The organism is Mycobacterium sp. NGS11 (assembly GCF_059813315.1).
Map to the genome: position 1 here is coordinate 33847 of NZ_JCALEJ010000021.1, position 19562 is coordinate 53408.

A 19562-nucleotide genomic window follows, 5' to 3' on the forward strand; every position below is an offset into this window, starting at 1 on the left:
GACCGTGAAACTGGTTTCACTTTGGCGGGCAGTATTTTTCGTCGCGGTCGACGAAATCGCGCGGCTTCATGCCGGACTGCATCAGCTCGGCCCGCCGCGCCTGCACGTCGGATGCGGCACCCACCATGTTGGTCAGGATGTGGCTGACCTGGAGATGAACCCGCATGCCCATCAATTCCCACGCGCGCTTCACGTTGTTCTTGACGGCCATCAGTGTGGTTAGCGGGATTTGGGCGATCTTGCGCGCCATCTCCTCCACGGTGTCCTCGAGGTCGTCGCGTGCAACCACCCGGTTGAGCAGGCCCCAGTCGAGGGCCTGCTGCGCCGACAACGTGGGAGCCAGCAGCAGCCAGTCCATGGTGCGATGCCAGTTCATCAACAGCCACGGCTCGATCATTGTGTGCCCGCCCGGTTCGCCGAGGCTTTGGGCAAGTGGCATCTGGAAATACGCGTCCTCGGATGCGACGCAGAAGTCGGTCAGCAAACCCAGATATATCCCGCCGCCCATGCAATAACCGTGGATCTGCGAGATGGTCGGCTTGGGGAATTCCCACAGATACAGGGTCGGCCATAAAAACAAATCGGCGGTGCCTTTGTACAGGTCCTCGAACGTGTCCCCGAAATCGGGATACGGGTTTTCGTCCGGACCCCAGCGCGCCACATGGCCGCCGCAGAATCCCTTGCCGTTCGCCTTGAGAATGACGACCTTGATGTCCTTGTCCCGGTCCGCCTCGTGCAGGCACTCGTCGACCTCACCGACCAGGACGGCGTCCTTGGTATTGGCTTTGTCCACCCGGTTGAGAATGATCCGCGCAATCGGCGGTTCGCGTTCATAAATGACCGCTTCCAGGACACGCCGCTCCATCACGGTGACACTACCGGAGAGCGTCATTCTGCGAATTGGCTTTGCGGTTGCGCAATGTCGGCCGTCGGGGTTTCGCGGCTGGTTAGGGCATTGGCGTCCCGATGCGCTAGGCTGGCGGCAACGTTGGCTACATGACATCGCATGCCAACACCGTCGTGGAACGCTTCCTCATCCCAATGCTTGTCTCGCGGCGATCGATTTTGCCATCCGGCAATCTCGCCACCTCGTGCCGATGCCGCGCGGCGCTTTCGCCTGCGGCACAGCACCACCGATGCCCGAAAGGCACCGAAAAGTGACTACCAGCAAGACTTTCGCCGACCTCGGCGTGCGCAATCAGCTCGTCGATGCGCTCGCCAAGCGCGGCATCACCCACCCGTTTCCGATCCAGGTCGAGACGCTGCCCGACACGCTCGCCGGACGCGACGTTCTCGGTCGCGGAAAGACCGGCAGCGGCAAGACCCTGGCCTTCTCGATCCCGCTCGTCAGTCGTCTGTCGGGCGGGAACGGGCGCCCCTCCCGGCCATCCGGGTTGGTCCTCGCGCCGACCCGGGAGTTAGCGACGCAGATCACAGCGACCCTGGAGCCACTGGCGACGGCCTGCGGCCTGCGGGTCACCACGATCTTCGGCGGCGTTTCCCAGACCCGCCAGGTCGCCGCCCTCAAGTCCGGCGCCGACATCGTGGTGGCCTGCCCGGGCCGGCTCGAGGACTTGATGAAGCAGCGCTTGATCAGTCTCGACGCGGTCGAGATCACCGTGATCGACGAGGCCGACCACATGGCCGATCTCGGCTTCCTGCCCGGCGTCACCCGGATCCTGGCCGCAACTCCGAATGGTGGTCAGCGGCTGCTGTTTTCGGCGACGCTGGACAACGGCGTCGACAAACTCGTCAAGCGGTTCCTGCGAAACGAGGTGCTGCACTCGGTCGACGAGGCCAACTCGCCGGTATCCGAGATGACCCATCACGTATTTCACGTCGCCAATGTCGAGGCCAAGAAAGAAGTCGTGCACCGGCTCGCATCCGGCACCGGACGCCGGATTCTCTTCATGCGTACCAAGCATCAGGCGCGCAAGCTCGCCAGGCAGCTCACCGAGTCCGGCGTTCCGTCAGTTGACCTGCACGGCAACCTGTCTCAGCCCGCACGAGAGCGCAACCTCGCGGCGTTCGCCTCGGGTGGCGCCCGGGTGCTGGTGGCAACCGACATCGCCGCGCGGGGCGTGCACGTCGACGAGGTCGAACTCGTGGTGCACATCGACCCGCCAGCCGAACACAAGTCCTATCTGCACCGGTCCGGGCGCACGGCCCGGGCGGGAAGCGCCGGCGACGTCGTCACCGTGGTGCTGCCCGAGCAGCGCCGCGACACCCAGGTGCTGATGCGCAAGGCCGGTATCAACGTCGCCCCTCAGCAGGTGACTGCCGCATCGGAGGCGGTGCAGGCGCTCGTCGGTGAGGTGGCGCCATACCAGGCCCCCGCGCCGGCCCGGGCGCCTTCGCGCGCGCCTCAGCACCATCGGACCGGTGGGCAGCGGCGCGGCGGGTCCCGCAGGTCGCCGAGGACCGCGCCGACCGAGTCGGCGATGCCTCATCGCAGCGGTACGCGACGGCCCGATCGCCGCCGCTCGAGCCGAGCGCAAGGGAGTGCCGGGTAGCCCGCCGGACAGACCGCGTCATCGCCGGGCCAGCAGCCACGCCTGACCTTCGCCTTCGCCGGCGTCGATCAAGTCCAGGCCGGCAAAGGCAGCGGGTAGCTCTCCGGCCGCCACGCGGAAGGGACCGGGGCTGGCACCAACCTCACTGAGCGCGGCGATCGCCAGCAACCCGCCCGGCGACAGCCGTTCGATGATCGCCCGGTCGAGGCGAGGGTCCCGGAACTTACAGCAGACGATGACGTCGACCGGCGCCCCAGCCGGCAGGCCGTCATCGAGGTCGACGACGTCGAAACGACAGCGATCGCCCACCGCGGCGCGGCCGGCCAGTTCCCGCGCGTGGCCGATGGCCACCGGGGAGACGTCGAACCCCACCACCTGCAGGCCGCGTGCGGCCAGCCAGACCGAGCCGGTGCCCTGTCCGCAGGCGAGGTCCAGGGCCGTGCCGGCCGTGGGAAACAGATCGGCATGGCCCGCGAAAACGGAGGGCGGGGCAACCGAACTCAACGGTGACGGCCCCGTGGCCGCATACCGTTCGTCCCAGCGCTGCCGGTCCGCTTCGCTCATGGGCGCCACTCTAGAACCCGAATTCTTCTGGACAGCTGTCTGGTATCGGGATGCCCCGTTCGCGCCGACCGCGCTCGATGGATGTTGTTGGCGGCGACCCGCGTTCTTACACTGGACGAGTGTCTAGAGATGCGTCGTCCCCGGTCGTTGCCGGGAACACCGCCCCCGCGAACGCGGCCCGCCGGTCGGATCGTCGGCCGGGGCAGACCATTCGCAAGGTCCTCGATGCCGGGCTGACGGAGCTGCGGGAATCCTCGTACGCGAACCTGACGATGCGCGCGGTCGCGACTCGCGCCGGAGTATCGCCGGCCAGCGCCTATACCTACTTTCCGTCGAAGAGCGCGCTCGTAGCGGCGGTGTACCTGCGGTTCCTGCGCGACCTGCCGCTACACACCGACGTCAACGACTCGACCAAGACCCGGGTCAGCGCCACGCTGCGGGACATGGCGGTCGTCGTCGCCGATGAGCCGGAGCTGACCGCCGCCTGTGGCGCCGCGCTGATGGCCGACGATCCGGCGGTCGCACCGCTGCGGGAACAAATCGGCGAGGAAGTGGCCAAGCGAATCGGGGCCGCGCTTGGTCCGGGCTGGCCAAGAGCGGTGAAATCCACGCTGCAGATGACCTTTTCCGGCGCGCTGATGACCGCCCGGTTCATCAGCTTCGCCGAGATCTCCGGGCAGCTCGACGAGGCGGTCAACCTCATTCTGGGCGCATCGGTGGCATGAAAGTTGCGGCATCCCAAGCTAATAGGTGCGCCTAACCGGTGTGGGCCAGCTTTCGCGCCGGGCTGCCCCCGGCCCGGAGGAATTCACCGAAACGCCGCCGGCCCAACTCCGGGGAAGCCTCACCCGCGCCGAAGGCGAGTCTCCCGGACACCAGGACCGCCGTGACGGTCTCGTCGTTGCGGTTCACCATCCGCGACAGCCCGCCGTAGGACTGGACCGGATGCTCGGCGTACCGCTCGAGTGACGCGTCGAGCTTGTCGGGGTCGATGACCACGATGTCGGCGCGGTCGCCTTCGCGCAGCGTGCCGGCGTCGATCTCGTACCACGCACCGAGCTCACCGGTAAGCCGGTGCACGGCGCGCTCGATCGACATGAACGGCGTGCCTTGCCTCTCGGCGTCGCGCACGTGGCGCAGCAGGCGCAGGCCCGAGTTGTAGAACGCCATGTTGCGCAGGTGCGCGCCCGCGTCCGAGAACCCCATCTGCACGCCTGCGCTCTGGGCCAGCTTCTTGAGCAATTCGGGCCGGTGGTTGGAGATCGTGGTGCGCCAGCGCAGCTTGTCGCCGTGCTCGAGCACCAGATCGAGGAACGCGTCGACCGGATGCAGCCCGCCGCGATCCAGACCCACCCGGCCGAAGGATTTACCGACCACCGATTGGTCCGGGCACGCGACGATCTCGGCGTCGAAGAAGTCGCGGTGCCAGACCCTGGGCCCGTATTTCTGGTCGTAATCCTTGCGGAACTGGCGCCGGTACTCCTCGTCGCGCATCAGCTCGTTGCGGGCGATCTCGTCCTGCAGGTGCAACGCGGCGGCGCCGGACCCGAACTCTTCGAAGATCACCAGCGAAATTCCGTCGGCATAGACCTCGAACGGCACCGGCAGATGCTGCCACCGGAAATCCGCGCCAAGGGCATTGACCGCCCGCGCGAGCCAGTCCATGAGGTAGATGACCGGCGGCAGGGACTTGACGTCAGCGGCCGACAGCAGGCTGGTCTTCAACCGCCGGCGCCCCACCCCGAGCGAGGTGGCCAGTTGAGACACTATCGATAATGGGTTCTTGATGTCGGGCCCAGACTGCAGAATTTTGTTGCGCCGCCGCAGGATAGCGTTCAGCCGCCGGAGTTCGCGCGGCTTGGCGTAGGTCGACGGCAAGGTGCGCGATCGGCAGACCTCGCCGTCGAGCTTGTCGAAAAGCAGTTGCTGCGAGGACAGTCCGACGAAGCCTTCGTCGAGTGCGTCTTCGAGCATCGACTCCATCCGAGCCAGCTCCGCCGCCGACGGGCGCGTGTCCTTGCGGGTTGCCCGGTCCAGTCCCATCGTCGCGGCGCGCATGTCGGAGTGACCGATGAACGCCGCAATGTTCGGGCCGAGGTTCAGCTGTTCGAGTGCGGCCACGTATTCCTTTGGGCTGCTCCATGATCGGGCTTCGTTGAGGTGCTCGATGACATAGCGCCGCGGAATCGCCTCGACGCGGCCGAAGATGTCGCCGGCGTCGACGTTGTTCAGGTACACGGTGGACAGCGAGCAGGATCCCAGCATCACGGTCGTCACGCCATGTCGCAGCGATTCGGAAAGTGCCGGCTCACAGAGTGTTTCAATGTCGTAGTGGGTGTGGATGTCGATGATGCCCGGAATCACCCACTGACCGGTGGCATCGATGACCTCAGCGCCCGTCGTGTCGAGTGGCTCCTCGGCGATGGTGACTACCCGCCCGTCGCGTACGCCGATGTTCCTTAGGGCCGACGGGCCGCCCGTCCCGTCGAACCAGCGCCCATTCGTGATCACCGTGTCGTACTGCATCGGTCGGCCTCTCTGTCGCGCCGGAGCCCCGGATTGGCAGTGATCATACATAATGTGCATATTGTCTCGCCGCGCGATGCGGGCACCACTCGGTGGTTAGCCAGCGTAGTTAGCCAGCAACGATGGCGCCTCGGAGACGTTATGATCCGGCTGTGGGGTTCACCGGCTACGGGTTTGCCACCCGGTAATCATGCGCAGTCACGGTTGGGCAGGAAATACGCCGTCGTCCGATGCGGAGGCGATCGAGCGCATCCTCGACGCCGCGGACAGAATCATCGACGAACGTGGCTCGGCGATGCGGATCGCGGACGTGGCGCGGGCGCTGGGGGTGACCCGCCAGACCGTCTATCGGTACTTTCCTGGAACGCAGGCGCTGCTGGTGGCCTGCGCGATGCGCTCGGCCGACGGCTTCCTCGATCGCATGGCGGCCCACCTGCAGGGCGTCACAGACCCCGTGGTGGCCATCACCGAGGGAATGGCTTTCGCCGTCGAACAGCTGGCCTCGGACAACCAGGTCGAATTCGTGCTGAACCAGCGCCACCGCGGCGCCCAGAAGGTTTCGATCGTCTCCGATACAGCGCTGGCCTTCGGCCGTTCGATGCTTCATCGCTACGACATCGATTGGGAGCATTACGGTTTCGATGAAGCTGGCCTGGGCGAACTGAACGAATTCTCGCTGCGGGTACTGCATTCCTTCCTGTCCGACCCGGGCCGGCCTCCTCGCAGCGGTGCCGACCTGCGCCGCTACCTCACCCGCTGGATCGGGCCGGCGATCGCCTATCCGCAAATGGTCCGCGCCATGGACGCACTGGGTGCCCCGGAGGCGGCGAGAACACGCCGGCGCTCTTCGAAAGCCTCCTGAGCCGGGGAGGGCAGGACCGACGAAACTGACCATACATTCACGCCGTTGTGTCACCGCGGTCGCGCTCCATGCCCCGCCTATCGGAGCCGTTCCCCGGCTCTGCGAGCCTCAACGGGACGGCGTGGTTCACCAACTAAAGGTTGTCCACCAACTGAAGGAGGCGCGGCGTGGTGGGTTTGGGACAGGTCGCGCTGAACAGCGCACCCATCTTCGGTGGTGCGCTGCTCGCGGTCGCGGCGGGGCAATTCAAAGCCCCGGATTACCGAGAAGCGATCAGGCAGGACATGGACCTGCTCGATCGACTGCCCCCCGAGGACGTGGACAGACGCGCCGAACTACGGCGCGCCATCGAAGGTCGCATCGATGATCTGATCGATGCCGCGGACCGTAGCCGAGCGCTGCGCAGGGCCGCCTTCTCCTACCACGGCAATTGGCGAGACGCGGTTCTGCTGCTCTGTGCCGTGCTGTTCACGATCGTCTGGTGGAACGTCAGCCACAGCAGGGACAACTGGCTGCCGATGTTCGTCGTCTTGATCGTGCTGTGCGGGCTGGCCGCCACTCATGCGTTCCGCGGGGTACTGCACACGGCCCGCTCCGCCCTTCGCGCCAAGCGGCAGGGTCACGGCGAGGGCTAGTGGCCGCTCGCGATCATTGACTCGGAGGCTTTCGTCACATTCTCCGCGATGAGCGACCGCCCAACGCGCGTTCCCAGATGTCCTGTGGCACGATCGCGATGTGAAGGCGCATCGTCTCGTCGTGTTGACTTGTGCTGTGCTGTCACCGATTTGGGTTCTGCCCATCGGTCCGGTCGCCACGGTGTCGGCAGAACCATGCCCCGACGTCGAGGTGGTGTTCGCCCGCGGCACCACCGAGCCGCCCGGTGTCGGGCGCATCGGGCAGAACTTCGTCGACACCTTGCGCTCACACGTCGGCGGTAAGTCCGTGGGCGTGTATCCGGTCGACTACCCGGCCACCACCGACTTCCCCACGGCCGCCGACGGCATCAGCGACGCCGGCAGTCATGTCGAGCAGATGGTGGCGACCTGCCCCCGCACGAAGATGGTGCTGGGCGGCTACTCGCAGGGCGCCGCGGTGATCGGCTTCGTCACCGAGAGCGCCGTCCCGGACGGGGTGCACTTGGTGCAGTCACTACGGCCGATGCCGGCCGAAGTGGCCAACCACGTGGCCGCGGTTGCGCTGTTCGGCAAGCCATCGGGCCAGTTCATGAGCATCATCAATCAGCCGCCGGTGGACATCGGGCCGTTGTATTCGGCGAAAACGCTCGAATTGTGTGTTCCCGGCGACCCGGTCTGCTCCGGCGCGGTCAACCCCGCCGCCCACCGCCAATATGTCGAGGCGGGCATGGTCGACCAAGCGGCCGACTTCGCCGCCGAGCGGCTCTCGTAAGGCTCGACGCGAGCATCGCACGCCAGCCTCGTCACTGGCCCGTCTCTCCGATCATGTGGTGGACGTCGCGCACCGACCATGGCCCGGTCTGGTGATGGTCGCGGTAGCCGAGCAGCCGTGGCGTTTGGCGATCGAAGCTACCCACGAAACCGCCTGCTGCAACAAAGATTCGGCCGGTGACCTCGCGCGACAAATCGCTCGCGAGGTAAGCGTAGACGGGCGCGACGAACTCTGGCGGAGCGCTGTCGAGTGACGCCCGCATGGTCACCTCGTCGAGCAGCCCCCGGCGGTGCAGGTCTTCGATGTGTCGTTCGTATTGCGCACCGGTGGAAAGCCGTGTCCTGGCGCCGGGACACACCACATTGGCCCGCACGCCGTGCTGCCTCAGTTCGGCGGCGATGGCCATCGTCAGCCCGTTGACGGCGCCCTTTCCCGCCGGATAGCCGGTCCCGCCGTAATCACCCAGAAACGCCACCGAACTGGTGTTGATGATGGCGCCGTGCCCCTGGGCGGCCAGCACCGGGGCGGCCACCCGACAGGTGTGAAAGGCGGTGCCCAGGTGGCCGCTGATCAGGCGCTCGAACTCTGCCGGGGAGATCGTCATGATGGACGAACCCGGCGGTTCGGCGATGCCGGCGCAATTGATCAGAGTGTCCAGCCGCCCGAATGTGCTGATGCATGCGTCGACGAGCGAGTGGGCGACGCGCTCTTCGTCTGCGGCTCCGACCACCCCGGTGGCCCGCCCGCCCTGGGCCGTGATCGCTGCGACCGCCTCCTGCACGGCCTGCTCGTCACGCCCGTTGACGACCACACCGGCGCCCAGGATGCCCAGCAGCTCAGCGACTGCTCGTCCGATGCCGCGGCTGCCGCCCGATACCACGATGCCGCGCCCGGCCAGCGGGACCTCGGTGCCGCTCACCGCCCGCTCCCGTAGCGGACGCGGTGAAGACCGCGTAATACGTTGCGTGCGAATCGGTCTCGCCATCGGCGGTAGCCGAGCTCGCCGATCGAGGTCACGAACATCAACCGAACAGTACCCAGCGGGATCGGAAATGAGAATCAACCACCGCAGCTCCCATTCGTCAAACCGGCGATAAGTGTTTGCCAGAGCTCCGGCCACTTCGTCGTCGGCCACGGTACGGCGCACAACGCGCCAGCTAGAGGACGGTCCGACTGTTGACGGAGTCCATAGCTGCGGACCGGCGGCTTGCAGCGACCCCGCTCGTACACCGCGGAAACTGTTCACAATTTAGAAGAATTTGTTGCGCCAAGCCTCGCCGGGCCGAGCGCAGCGGCGTATAGTCTCCAATGAAGTCCGTTATGGACGTGTCGCCGTTTAGCTAAAAGCGGTCCAGTCAGCCGCACGGCTTACTGAGCTCGGTATGGCTCCGGCGAATCAGCCCCAGTCAGCTCCCCGCTCCTACGTGCGCTGGTGATTCGACAGTCCGGCGGATCGAGATGCAGTGGGGGCGAGAATTGCGCATAGCTGCAACGTCCCGGTGCACACGACTCTAGGAGAGTCAGCATGGAAACTTGTTCTCGCGCACTGGTTTACCCGATTCATCGAATGATCATGGAGTGCGTCGGCCGATGACCAACGTTATTTCCGCAACACGTCCGGCCCCGCCACCCACAACCAAAACCGACGATTCGTACGACGATGTCGTCGCAATGTTCGTGGCGCTGCAGCAGCTGCCGGCCGAATCGCACGAGTACGCCCACCAGCGTGAACGCATCGTGTCCCGCTGCCTGCCGCTGGCGGACCATGTCGCCAGTCACTTCGCCCGTCGGGGCGAAGGCCTCGAGGACCTGATCCAGGTTGCGCGGCTGGGCTTGATGAATGCTGTCAACCGGTTCGACCCCGCGAAAGGTCCCAGCTTCATCGGGTTCGCCGTGCCCACGATGATGGGCGAGGTCAGGCGCTACTTCCGCGACTACAGCTGGGGGATGCGCGTCCCACGGCGGCTGCGCGAGCTGCACGTTCAGATCAGCAGGGCGACCGCGGATCTGTCCCAGCAGCTCGGGCGCGCGCCCACCGCCGGCGAGCTGTCCCAGTTGCTCGAGGTGCCGCGGGAGGAGATCGTCGAATGCCTCGTCGCGGGCGACGCCTATCGGCTCGACTCTCTCGATGCGCCGCTCGGCGCGGACAGCTCGGGAACGCCTCGTTCGGTGGCCGACTCCGTCGGCGATATCGACCCACAGATCGAACACATCACCAACCGGGAAGCCTTACGGGTGCTGGTTGCAACCCTCCCGCAGCGTGAACGCGAGGTGTTGCGCATGCGGTTCTTCGAATCGATGACGCAGAGCCAGATCGCAGAGCGGATCGGCGTGTCGCAAATGCAGGTATCCCGGATCTTGGCAAACACGCTGAGCTCCCTGCGCGATCAACTCGAGTAGGCGGTAATTCCCTAGGCGCTGCGCGGCATACCCTGCCGCGCAGCCCTGTACTGTGCGACTGAAATGGGCAACCCGAACTTTGTCGCCCAGCAGTACCGGGAAGGGAGCTCCACGCGATGAGGATGTCACGAACGGTGATCGCGGGTGTCGCAGCGGCGGCACTGGCGGTGGCGGTGGCCGGCTGCGACAGCAACAAGGCGCAGCCGTCAAAGTCGGGTTCGGCGACCTCGTCGCCCTCGGCCAGCGGCTCCGCGCCGGCATCATCGGCGCCGGCGCAGCCCAATGAGTACACCAAGTTGCTCATCCAGCCCAGTGACATCAACGCCCCGGTCCCCTTCACCGCCGCGCCCCCGACGAGCAATCCCAACGGCCAGCCGGGCGTGGCGACCACCTTCAAGGACGACGACGGTAGTCACGCGATCAAGGTGACGATCCAGGTCTACGACGACGCCGATGAGGCCACAAACGCGTTGAACACCGCGAAGGGACAACAGGGCGGCGTGATCAAAGAATCCACTACGCAACCGTCGACCATCGGCAGTGGCGGAACGATGTTGATGGGCAACACCCCGGATCGCAGCAAGGGCGTGGTAATCCTGCTTTTCACCGAGGGCAGGGCGCTCGCCACGCTGGAATTCGACGGCCCAACGGACACGCTGGCCCCGCCGGACTTCGTCAACGACGTCGCCCAAAAGCAAGATGCGGCCATCAAGAAGGGGCTCGGCGGCTAGGTCCTGCGCGACCACCATCGGGGGACGCTGATGAACGTCATCAATGGCATGCCGGCTCACGCCCTGCTGCTGCATTTCGTGCTGGTGCTGGTGCCGTTGACCGCCCTGCTGGAAATCGTCTGCGGATTATGGTCGGCGGCGCGGCGCGGTCAGCTGATGTGGCTCACGCTGCTCCTCGCCGCGGTCACCATGGTGTTGACGCCGATCACCATCAACGCCGGCGGATGGCTCTACGACCAGAAGAAAAATCCCAGCCCGATCCTGCGGGAGCACGCCGAGCGGGGCAGCCTGATGTCGTATTTCTCGGCCGCATTGCTGGCGCTCGCCATCGTGCTGGTCGTCGTGCGCATGATCGAACGCCGATCCGGCAGGAGCAGCGCCGCGACGCGGACACTCGTCGCGATACTCGTTCTGGCGGTGGCGATCTCATCGATGGTCCAGATCTACCGCGTGGGCGACGCCGGTGCGCGATCGGTCTGGGGCACCGCGATCGCGCACCTGACGAAGACCTACCCGGGCTGACGACGCCGCTCGCAGCAACATCCTTCGACCCATGCCGGGCAGGTTACGAAGGATAACTGTCGCGCGCTAACCATATTCTGCGACATGGGCGCTGGCGGTGCATTACCGTTTGCGGTGTCGAAGCCGGGGGCGGAAGGAAACGTTCATGAGCAAATTCTCCGGGCTTGCCTTCGGATTGCCGCTGACGCTGGCGTTGGCGGGCGCGACGGTGGTCGGCTGTAACAGCGGTTCGAAATCATCGCCGGCCACCTCGTCGTCGGGTCCATCATCGACAACCTCGAGTTCGGCGGGCGTCACCACGACGTCGGCGTCCGCGGGCGCCCAGGCGTCCGACTACACCCGGCTACTGATCGCGGCCAGCGATATCAACGCCCCGGAAATCTTCACGGCCACTGCACCGATCAACAACCCCAACGGGCAACCGGGGGCAACCGCGACTTTCAGCAACAACGACCGCACGCACGTGATCATCGACAGCATTCAGGTCCTGTCCGACCCTGCCGCCGCGCAGAGCGCGTTGGAATCCGCGAAGTCGACGCGTGACGGCTACGTCCACGGGCCACCCCAGCCGATCGAGATCGGCACAGGGGGCACCACGATCTCAGGCCCCTCGCCGGACGGGGCCAAGGGAGTCACCCTGCTGCTGTTCACCGAAGGAAAGGCCTTTGTCGAATTGGAATTCGACGGCCCGCCCAACTCTCTCGTGCCGCCGGACTTCGTCACCGACGTCGGCCAAAAGCAGGACGCCGCGGTCAAGAAAGGACTCGGCGGCTAAAACGGTGACCCGTTGCGCCGCTTTCAGATTCGCCGAGACGATGAATCGCCGTCGACGAACCGTCGTTTGGCCGGCCGCGTTAGCCTGGGCGCCGCGCAATAAATAAATTGCTTGATTTAACGCGGCGCTAGGTGTTCACTGAGGCGATGATTGCCGAGCGGGTTGCTCGCCCCGACCGGTCGACGGGCACCCGCGAGGCCATCTTGTCGGCCGCCGAAGTGCTTTTCGCCGAACGCGGGATGTACGCCGTGTCGAACCGGCAGATCAGCGAAGCGGCCGGACAGGGCAACAACGCCGCGGCGTGCTACCACTTCGGCACCAGGATCGATCTGCTCCGCGCGATCGAAAGCAAACATCGCGAGCCGATTGAGGACTTGCGTGCCCAGATGTTGTCCGCCATCGGCGATTCGACCGAGTTGCGCGACTGGGTCGGCGCATTGGTGCGTCCGTTGACCGATCATCTGTCCGCGCTGGGATCGCCGACGTGGTACGCGCGCTTCGCCGCACAGGCCATGGCCGATCCGACCTACCGACATGTGGTCACCAAAGACGCACTGTCGTCACCGTTGCTGGTGAAAACGCTCGACGGCATCGACCGCTGCCTACCGGAGCTGCCCAAGCGAGTGCGCGCCGAACGGATGGTGATGGTGCGCAACCTGCTCATGCACACCTGCGCGGAACACGAAGGCGCACTGGCAGAGCATGGGCCGCGGTCCCGTTCGCCGTGGCCGGTTGCCGGCGAAGGACTGATCGACGCGATCGTCGGCCTGTGGCGCGCACCGGTGCACGTCGGTGCGGCCGGCGGCCAAGCAGAACGGGCAACCGCGCAGGACAACAACCGAGGAGCACGATGACCGAGGGATCCACCGCGACCGATATCCCGGAGTTTCCGATGGCACGGGCGCCCGGCTGCCCGTTCGCCCCTCCCCCGAAGCTATTGGGACTCAACGCCGACAAGCAGTTGAGCAGGGTCAGGATCTGGGACGACAGCACCCCATGGCTCATCCACGGCTACGAGGCGATCCGCGCGCTGTTCACCGATTCCCGCACCAGCGTCGACGACCGGTTGCCCGGCTATCCGCACTGGAATGAAGGCATGCTGGCCACGGTGCACAAGCGGCCGCGCTCGGTGTTCACCTCCGACGCCGAAGAGCACACCCGGTTTCGCCGGATGCTGTCTAAACCGTTCACGTTCAAGCGAGTTGAAGCGTTACGGCCCGCGGTGCAGAAGATCACCGACGACCACATCGATGCGCTGCTGGCGGGCCCGAAGCCGGGCGACGTCGTCGGCACCCTGTCGCTGCCGGTTCCCTCGCTGGTGATCAGCGAACTGCTGGGTGTGCCCTATGAGGATGCGGAATTCTTTCAGGCACAGGCCCAGCGAGGCATGGGCCGCTACGCGACCGAGCAGGACACCGCCCAGGGCGCCGCCTCGTTGGCGAAGTATCTGGCCAACCTGGTTCGGGCGAAGATGCAAAATTCCTCAGAGGATTTGGTTTCCGACCTCGCCGAGCGGGTCAACGCCGAAGAGATCAGCGTGCGCGAGGCGGCACAACTCGCCACGGGCGTGCTGATCGCGGGCCATGAGACCACCGCGAACATGATCAGCCTGAGCATCGCGGCGTTGCTCGAGCATCCCGATCAACGCGCCCTACTGCGTGACACCGATGACCCCAAGGTCGTCGCGACCGCGGTCGAAGAGCTGATGCGCTTTCTCAGCATCATCCAGACCGGCCAGCGCCGAATCGCCATCGAGGACATCGAGATTGGTGGCGAGACGATCCATGCCGGCGACGGGATCATCTTGGACGTCGGCCCGGCCAACTGGGATGAGCGTCAGTTCCCCAACCCGGACCGGCTGGACCTGCTCCGAGAAGACGGGCCGCACGTCGGCTTCGGCTACGGCCGTCACCAATGTGTGGGTCAGCAACTGGCCCGCATGGAATTGCAGATCGTCTTGCCCACGCTGCTGCAACGCGTTCCGACGTTGCGGCTTGCCGTGCCACTGAATGACCTTCCGTTCAAGCACGACGCGCTGGCCTACGGCCTCTACGAGCTGCCCGTCACGTGGTGAAGTCCGAACTGCTGTTGGCAGTTCCAGATTGGCGTGGCAGATTGGCCGTAGTGACCGGGGCCAACAGCGGTCTCGGCGGCAATATCAAGGAGTTCCTGGGGACCCCGCATGACGGACTCACTTACCGCTAACGCCTCGGTGCTCGACATCCCCGATGAGCCGGACTGGCCACGCATGCGCACCGAGACCGGAGCACGGCTGCGGTCCGCGATGGCCGAACACGGTGTCGACGCGCTGATCTTGCTGATGAACGGATACGTCGGATACGCGACGGGTGCCAGCTGGCCGCTCCTGGACGCGGGCCTCTCGCACATGGAGCGCCCGGTCGCCGTGGTGCTCGCCGAGGACGTGCATCCGCACCTGTTCATGCCGTTCCGCAGCGGGGCGTCCCTGGAATATCCCGTGCCCGACGATCATCTGCATGGCCCGGCCTATCTCGAATCCGACTATGGCGTGCGGGATTTCGCGCGGTATCTGGCCGGTCTGGTCCGGCCGGGGGCACACATCGCCGTCGACGAACTCACCGGTGCGATGCGGCGGGCGGCGGACACGCTGTTCCCCGGCGGCCCGCCGACGGATGCGGCGATCGTGCTCGGCGCCGCCCAATTGGTGAAGACCCGCGACGAGTTGTCCTGTCTGCGCAGGGCGGCCCGCATCACCGAACAGGCGATCGTCGACGTGCAGCAGGCGCTACGACCCGGTGTGCGACAGATCGATCTTTCGGCCAGCTTCGTCCGGCACGCGTTCGAACTCGGCGCCACGACCAACATGCTGGAGGCCATCTGGCAGGTGATGCCGACTTCGCGGGAGGCCGGGGTATGGACGACGCACGGTGACCTCGCGCTGCCGCTGCTCCCGACCGATCGGGAACTGGCCGCCGGCGATGTGTTGTGGACCGATATCAGCATCGCGTATCACGGGTACTGCTCGGACTTCGGACGCACCTGGATCGTCGGCGAATCGCCCACGCCGAGACAGCAAGACCAATTCCGGCAGTGGCGCGCAATTTTGGACGCCGTGCTCGCGGTCACCAAAGCCGGCGTGACGTCGGGCGACTTGGCGCGCGCCGCGATCGCGGCCAATGGCGGCCGCAAACCGTGGCTGCCGCACTTCTATCTGGGCCACGGCATCGGCACCTACCCCGCCGAAGCTCCGATGATCGGAACGGACCTCGGCGAGGAGTTCGACGACAACTTCGTCTTTTCTCCCGGCATGGTTTTGGTGCTCGAACCCGTGGTGTGGGAGGACGGCACCGGAGGCTATCGCAGTGAGGAGATCGTCGTGATCACCGAGGACGGCTATGCGCCGATCACCGACTACCCCTATTCCCCCTATGGCCACTGAAGTCCTGCCCGATACGCTCGCGTTGCGGTCCGGTCGGCGCGAACGGGCGCTGGCCCAGATGGAGCGGCACGGTCTGGACATCCTGGTGCTCGGCCGGCAGGCCAACATCCGTTACGTCACCGGCGCCCCGCAGTTGTGGATAGCCGGTACCCGACCCTTCGGGCCGATGTGTGTACTGGTGCGCGCCACCAAAGACATCTACCTCAACAGCACCGACGACGAGGGCGTTCCGGAGGAGATCGGCCACGATCACCTGTACGGCCTGGCCTGGAACCCGATGACGCTCATCGACGTCCTGAAGAAGATCGACGGCGCCGAGGCTGCGCGGCGGGTCGGAACCGACGCGATTACACCGACTTTCGCGGCACTGCTGCCCGAGGCATTTCCCAATGCCGAGCTCGTCGATGCCGAGCCCGCGATGCGTGCGGCGCGGCGCGTCAAGACCCCCGATGAAATCGCGGCGATGGATCAGGCCGTGCGTGTCGCCAAACACGGGATGGCCACCGCCCTAGCCGAATTGGCGCCGGGAGTTTCGGAGCGGACACTCGCCGGGGTGATGATGGAGGCGATGGCCGCGGGCGGAGTGAGCACGCCGGCAACCCAGGACGCCGCCTGGGTGACGTCGCGAGAACAGCCGTGGCGGCGCGCTGCTGCGCACGAGGTCGGGTCGGGCGATCTCGTCGCCTTTGCCGCCGGTGCGCTGGCGAATGGTTATGTCGCCGAAGTCGGCCGCACCTGGCCGGTCGGCGATACCGTCACCGCTGAGGTCCGCACGCTCTTCGAGCGCTCGGATGGGTTGTACGACAAGATGCTTGCCGCCTGCCGGGCGGGCGCGGACACCCGCGATCTGCTTGCCGCATACGACGCGGCCGGTGAACCGATCCCGCCGATGCCGGTCGCGCACGGGCTGGGCCTGGGGTTCGATCCGCCCGTGGTGTCCGAAACACTCTTGGCTGCGGGCGAACACGACCGGATCGAGGCCGGGATGGTGTTGGCGATCACCGGGTATGTGTGGCAGCAGGGCGTCGGCGCCGTATTCCGTCGAGACACCGTGCACATCGCCGAGAGCGGTGTCGAGGTGCTTACCCTCAGCCCGTCGTGGAGCCAATGAGAAAACTTGTGCCACTTTGGTTTCAGTGGTCACAGGGTCGCCGTTTCTGTCGGTGGGTGCGGCTAGTTTCGACGGTGTGGGTCCGAGTGATCAGCAGGATGTCGATGCGGTGTTCGACGCAATCGATGCCGCGTGGGATCGACTCTGCGCGCTGAACTTCGACGCCCTGCACCCGCAGCAACAGCTGGCGGTGTTACAGCGTTGCGAAAAGCAGCGCCGGCGCATCCCAGCCGTCGAGCATCCGTTGATCAATTCCCTTGCCCGCCAAGCACCGTCCGAGGAGCTCGGCGGAACGCTGTCGCATGCGATCGCGGAGACGACGCTGATCAGCCGCGCCGAAGCCGCCCGCCGCATCAAAGAGGCGCGCGATTTGGGCCCCCGCCACGGCCTGACCGGCGAGCCGCTCGCACCGATGCTGGCGGCGACCGCGGCGGCCCAACGCGACGGCGCGCTCGGCACCGGCCAGGTCTCGGTGATCCGCAAGTTCTACCACCAGCTGCCCGCCTGGATAGATGCGGCCACCCGCGAGCAGGCCGAGGCCAAACTTGCCATGGAGGGAACCCGGTATCGGCCCGAGCAGCTCGGCAAGCTGGCCGACATCTTGGCCGATTGCCTCAATCCCGACGGCACCTTCACCGACGAGGACCGGGCTCGGCAGCGCGGCCTGACGCTGGGCAACCAGCAAGCCGACGGCATGTCGGCGCTGGGCGGCTGGCTCACCCCCGAGGCGCGCGCCACGTTCGAGGCCGTCTTGGCCAAACTGGCCGCGCCGGGCATGTGCAATCCACTGGACGAAATCCCCTGTATAGATGGGGCTCCCACCCAAGAGGCCATTGAGCGCGATCCGCGATCGGCCGCCCAGCGCAACCATGACGGACTCAACGCGGCGCTGCGAGGCCTACTGGCTTCCGGCGAGTTGGGTCAGCACAACGGCTTGCCGGCCTCCATCGTGGTGACCACGACGCTTCAAGAGCTCGAATCCGCCGCCGGACGCGGATTGACCGGTGGCGGCACCATCCTGCCGATGAGCGACGTGATCCGGCTGGCTCGTCACGCGCATCATTATTTGGCGATCTTCGACAAGGGCAAGGCCCTGGCGCTGTATCACACCAAACGCCTCGCCTCACCCGGGCAGCGAATCGTGTTGTACGCCAAGGATCGTGGCTGCTCGGCGCCCGGGTGCACCACACCCGGCTACTACTGCGAGGTCCACCACGTCACCGAGTACGCCAGGTGCCAGACGACCGACGTCAACGACCTCACCTTCGCCTGCGGACCCCAGCACCGCCTCCTGCGACCCGGCGGGTGGACCACCCGCAAGAACGCCAGGGGCGATACCGAGTGGCTTCCGCCCCCACATCTGGACCGGGGTAGGCCCCGCGTCAACGTGTTTCATCATCCCGAGAAGCTGCTGCACGACAGAGACGACGACGCACCCTAAGCGACGCGCCCTTCCTCGGCCAAGGCTTCGTCAAGCAGGCCGCCAAGCGGGTACCGCTGCCACAACAGCAGCAGATTCGACAGCATCTGCAGCGGTGCGCGCACGCCCTCGTCGTCCCTGATCCGCGGGTCCGTGCGGCTGCTCGGTGCGACGTCGAATCGCTTACGTAGCAACGCCGGTACGTCCAGCAGCCAGGCCACGCCCATCACCGCCGCATACAGCAGCGTGTGGCGGCGCAGCCGGTCCGGCTCCAGGCGTGGACCGCCACAACGTTCGAATTCGGCGACGAAGAGCTCCAGCATGTCGTCGAGATGGACATCCCACAGGTAGTTCTCGGCGCCGGACATCGCCCCCCACAGGGCCATGCCCAGGTTCATCTGGCCGACGCAGCCCCAGTCCATCAGGCCGCAGCGCAGAGTGCCGTTGTCCTCCCGCCAGAACCAGGCGTTGTCGATATTGGCGTTCCAGTGGCACAGCGCGATGTAGTCGCCGTCGGCGGCCAGGTGATCGGCGACCGCGTTCTCGCACAGTGCTAACCGAGGCGCCTCATCGGCCAAGCGCGCCAAGAACTCCGGGGAGCCGGCGCCAGCCGGCACCAGCCCGGGGCAAACGCCGACGAACTCGGCCAGCTGATCGACCCGCCGTTTCAGTTTGGCCGCCGGTAGCGGCGCACGCTTTCCGACGGTTGCCGCCCGCACATCCAGCGGAAAGTGCGCGGTCTGTTCCGCGGGCAGCCGGCCGGACCGGTGCGTGCCGGCAAGCCGCGCCAGCGCGGTGAGCAGCGCGCGGTAGTGCTCCACCGGCGCGGGCATCTCGTAATCGAGGCACTTGTGGTATTGGCGTTCGATCCCGTTGGCGCCGAGATTGATTCGTTCGGTGATCAAGATCCCGGCGCCGCTACGACGGTGATAGTCGGCGAACTGCGGGCTGGGCACCGCGATGGGGAATCCGGGCGCTCGTGCCAAGGAGGCGAACCGCACCTCGGACTGCATCTGGGTCTTTCCGCGATCGCGCACCGGATCGTCGAGATCGCGGGAGAACTTGACGAACAGGTCGGTGTGCAGATCCGGTGCGGGCTTTTCGTATTCGACCGACAACACGACCTTGCGTCCGGTACTTCCACCGCTGATCTCGCGGAAGTCACCGATCCGGGCGACGCCGTTGCGACCCAGCACTCCGGAGGCCCGCAATGCGTCGGTCAAAAACCGCACCCCGCCGGAGCGCAATGCCGCGGGATCAACCGGGAACGGCAATCCGCAATGATCGCCGATCACCCAATCCGAGGCCACGCC

19 protein-coding genes are annotated in these 19562 nt (G+C 66.1%); 14 read left to right on the top strand and 5 right to left on the bottom strand.

What is annotated here, in order from left to right; genetic code table 11:
• Window positions 1-16: 16 nt before the first annotated feature.
• Entirely contained in the window at window positions 17-865 is an 849-nt protein-coding gene (locus AC5Y4T_RS19915; protein WP_499921091.1) for an enoyl-CoA hydratase-related protein, read from the bottom strand.
• 292 nt (window positions 866-1157) lie between these two features.
• On the opposite strand from AC5Y4T_RS19915, the gene AC5Y4T_RS19920 reads away from it, so the two are divergent.
• The gene (locus AC5Y4T_RS19920) at window positions 1158-2513 is read left to right on the top strand and encodes a DEAD/DEAH box helicase (protein ID WP_499955010.1); all 1356 of its coding nucleotides are present in this window, start codon (window positions 1158-1160) and stop codon (window positions 2511-2513) included.
• A gap of 18 nt (window positions 2514-2531) precedes the next feature.
• Here AC5Y4T_RS19920 and AC5Y4T_RS19925 read toward each other — a convergent pair whose 3' ends face one another.
• Window positions 2532-3077 (bottom strand): class I SAM-dependent methyltransferase, encoded by a 546-nt coding sequence (locus AC5Y4T_RS19925; RefSeq protein ID WP_499921088.1) that lies wholly within the window; start codon window positions 3075-3077, stop codon window positions 2532-2534.
• 119 nt (window positions 3078-3196) lie between these two features.
• Here AC5Y4T_RS19925 and AC5Y4T_RS19930 point away from each other — a divergent pair, with 119 nt between their 5' ends.
• Entirely contained in the window at window positions 3197-3802 is a 606-nt protein-coding gene (locus AC5Y4T_RS19930) for a TetR/AcrR family transcriptional regulator (RefSeq protein WP_499921086.1), read from the top strand.
• Between the two features lie 31 nt (window positions 3803-3833).
• On the opposite strand, the gene AC5Y4T_RS19935 is transcribed toward AC5Y4T_RS19930, so the two are convergent.
• Complete coding sequence (locus tag AC5Y4T_RS19935) at window positions 3834-5603, bottom strand: N-acyl-D-amino-acid deacylase family protein (RefSeq protein WP_499921085.1); 1770 nt, start codon at window positions 5601-5603, stop codon at window positions 3834-3836.
• A gap of 190 nt (window positions 5604-5793) precedes the next feature.
• Between AC5Y4T_RS19935 and AC5Y4T_RS19940 the strand changes: the two genes are divergently transcribed.
• The 3 genes from AC5Y4T_RS19940 (at window position 5794) to AC5Y4T_RS19950 (ending at window position 7872) form a co-directional block, all read left to right on the top strand.
• Window positions 5794-6465 carry a TetR/AcrR family transcriptional regulator gene (locus tag AC5Y4T_RS19940; RefSeq protein ID WP_499955013.1) on the top strand — a complete coding sequence of 224 codons (672 nt, stop codon included), beginning with the start codon at window positions 5794-5796 and terminating at the stop codon, window positions 6463-6465.
• A gap of 167 nt (window positions 6466-6632) precedes the next feature.
• Window positions 6633-7100, top strand: coding sequence for a hypothetical protein (locus AC5Y4T_RS19945; protein WP_499955015.1), 468 nt, complete (start codon window positions 6633-6635; stop codon window positions 7098-7100).
• Window positions 7101-7236: 136 nt separating this feature from the next.
• Window positions 7237-7872: a cutinase family protein gene (locus AC5Y4T_RS19950; RefSeq protein WP_499955068.1), complete on the top strand. Its 636-nt coding sequence runs from the start codon at window positions 7237-7239 to the stop codon at window positions 7870-7872.
• A gap of 31 nt (window positions 7873-7903) precedes the next feature.
• On the opposite strand, the gene AC5Y4T_RS19955 is transcribed toward AC5Y4T_RS19950, so the two are convergent.
• On the bottom strand, window positions 7904-8791 hold the full coding sequence (locus AC5Y4T_RS19955) for an SDR family NAD(P)-dependent oxidoreductase (protein WP_499921081.1): 888 nt from the start codon (window positions 8789-8791) through the stop codon (window positions 7904-7906).
• A 671-nt stretch (window positions 8792-9462) separates the two neighbouring features.
• On the opposite strand from AC5Y4T_RS19955, the gene AC5Y4T_RS19960 reads away from it, so the two are divergent.
• From AC5Y4T_RS19960 to AC5Y4T_RS20000, 9 genes are all read left to right on the top strand, one after another.
• Entirely contained in the window at window positions 9463-10272 is an 810-nt protein-coding gene (locus AC5Y4T_RS19960; protein ID WP_499921080.1) for a SigB/SigF/SigG family RNA polymerase sigma factor, read from the top strand.
• 116 nt (window positions 10273-10388) lie between these two features.
• Complete coding sequence (locus AC5Y4T_RS19965; RefSeq protein WP_499921079.1) at window positions 10389-11003, top strand: hypothetical protein; 615 nt, start codon at window positions 10389-10391, stop codon at window positions 11001-11003.
• A gap of 30 nt (window positions 11004-11033) precedes the next feature.
• Window positions 11034-11525 carry a DUF2231 domain-containing protein gene (locus AC5Y4T_RS19970; protein WP_499921077.1) on the top strand — a complete coding sequence of 164 codons (492 nt, stop codon included), beginning with the start codon at window positions 11034-11036 and terminating at the stop codon, window positions 11523-11525.
• Between the two features lie 145 nt (window positions 11526-11670).
• Entirely contained in the window at window positions 11671-12300 is a 630-nt protein-coding gene (locus AC5Y4T_RS19975) for a hypothetical protein (protein ID WP_499921075.1), read from the top strand.
• A 131-nt stretch (window positions 12301-12431) separates the two neighbouring features.
• Complete coding sequence (locus AC5Y4T_RS19980) at window positions 12432-13154, top strand: TetR/AcrR family transcriptional regulator (protein WP_499921074.1); 723 nt, start codon at window positions 12432-12434, stop codon at window positions 13152-13154.
• Complete coding sequence (locus tag AC5Y4T_RS19985) at window positions 13151-14374, top strand: cytochrome P450 (protein WP_499955017.1); 1224 nt, start codon at window positions 13151-13153, stop codon at window positions 14372-14374. Before AC5Y4T_RS19980 ends, AC5Y4T_RS19985 begins: the two co-directional genes overlap by 4 nt.
• A gap of 108 nt (window positions 14375-14482) precedes the next feature.
• Complete coding sequence (locus AC5Y4T_RS19990) at window positions 14483-15718, top strand: M24 family metallopeptidase (RefSeq protein WP_499921070.1); 1236 nt, start codon at window positions 14483-14485, stop codon at window positions 15716-15718.
• Window positions 15708-16829: a M24 family metallopeptidase gene (locus tag AC5Y4T_RS19995; RefSeq protein WP_499921069.1), complete on the top strand. Its 1122-nt coding sequence runs from the start codon at window positions 15708-15710 to the stop codon at window positions 16827-16829. Before AC5Y4T_RS19990 ends, AC5Y4T_RS19995 begins: the two co-directional genes overlap by 11 nt.
• Window positions 16830-16905: 76 nt before the next feature.
• Window positions 16906-18270, top strand: coding sequence for an HNH endonuclease signature motif containing protein (locus AC5Y4T_RS20000; RefSeq protein ID WP_499921068.1), 1365 nt, complete (start codon window positions 16906-16908; stop codon window positions 18268-18270).
• On the opposite strand, the gene AC5Y4T_RS20005 is transcribed toward AC5Y4T_RS20000, so the two are convergent.
• Entirely contained in the window at window positions 18267-19544 is a 1278-nt protein-coding gene (locus AC5Y4T_RS20005; protein ID WP_499921132.1) for a hypothetical protein, read from the bottom strand. The two genes, AC5Y4T_RS20000 and AC5Y4T_RS20005, sit on opposite strands and share 4 nt — an antisense overlap.
• Window positions 19545-19562 lie beyond the last annotated feature (18 nt).

Coding starts and splice junctions, on each gene's coding strand:
- AC5Y4T_RS19990 (WP_499921070.1), top strand. CDS start 14,483: ATGACGGACTCACTTACCGCTAACGCCTCGGTGCTCGACATCCCCGAT.
- AC5Y4T_RS19960 (WP_499921080.1), top strand. CDS start 9,463: ATGACCAACGTTATTTCCGCAACACGTCCGGCCCCGCCACCCACAACC.
- AC5Y4T_RS19915 (WP_499921091.1), bottom strand. CDS start 865: ATGGAGCGGCGTGTCCTGGAAGCGGTCATTTATGAACGCGAACCGCCG.
- AC5Y4T_RS19985 (WP_499955017.1), top strand. CDS start 13,151: ATGACCGAGGGATCCACCGCGACCGATATCCCGGAGTTTCCGATGGCA.
- AC5Y4T_RS19970 (WP_499921077.1), top strand. CDS start 11,034: ATGAACGTCATCAATGGCATGCCGGCTCACGCCCTGCTGCTGCATTTC.
- AC5Y4T_RS19975 (WP_499921075.1), top strand. CDS start 11,671: ATGAGCAAATTCTCCGGGCTTGCCTTCGGATTGCCGCTGACGCTGGCG.
- AC5Y4T_RS19995 (WP_499921069.1), top strand. CDS start 15,708: ATGGCCACTGAAGTCCTGCCCGATACGCTCGCGTTGCGGTCCGGTCGG.
- AC5Y4T_RS19925 (WP_499921088.1), bottom strand. CDS start 3,077: ATGAGCGAAGCGGACCGGCAGCGCTGGGACGAACGGTATGCGGCCACG.
- AC5Y4T_RS19940 (WP_499955013.1), top strand. CDS start 5,794: ATGCGCAGTCACGGTTGGGCAGGAAATACGCCGTCGTCCGATGCGGAG.
- AC5Y4T_RS19935 (WP_499921085.1), bottom strand. CDS start 5,603: ATGCAGTACGACACGGTGATCACGAATGGGCGCTGGTTCGACGGGACG.
- AC5Y4T_RS19965 (WP_499921079.1), top strand. CDS start 10,389: ATGAGGATGTCACGAACGGTGATCGCGGGTGTCGCAGCGGCGGCACTG.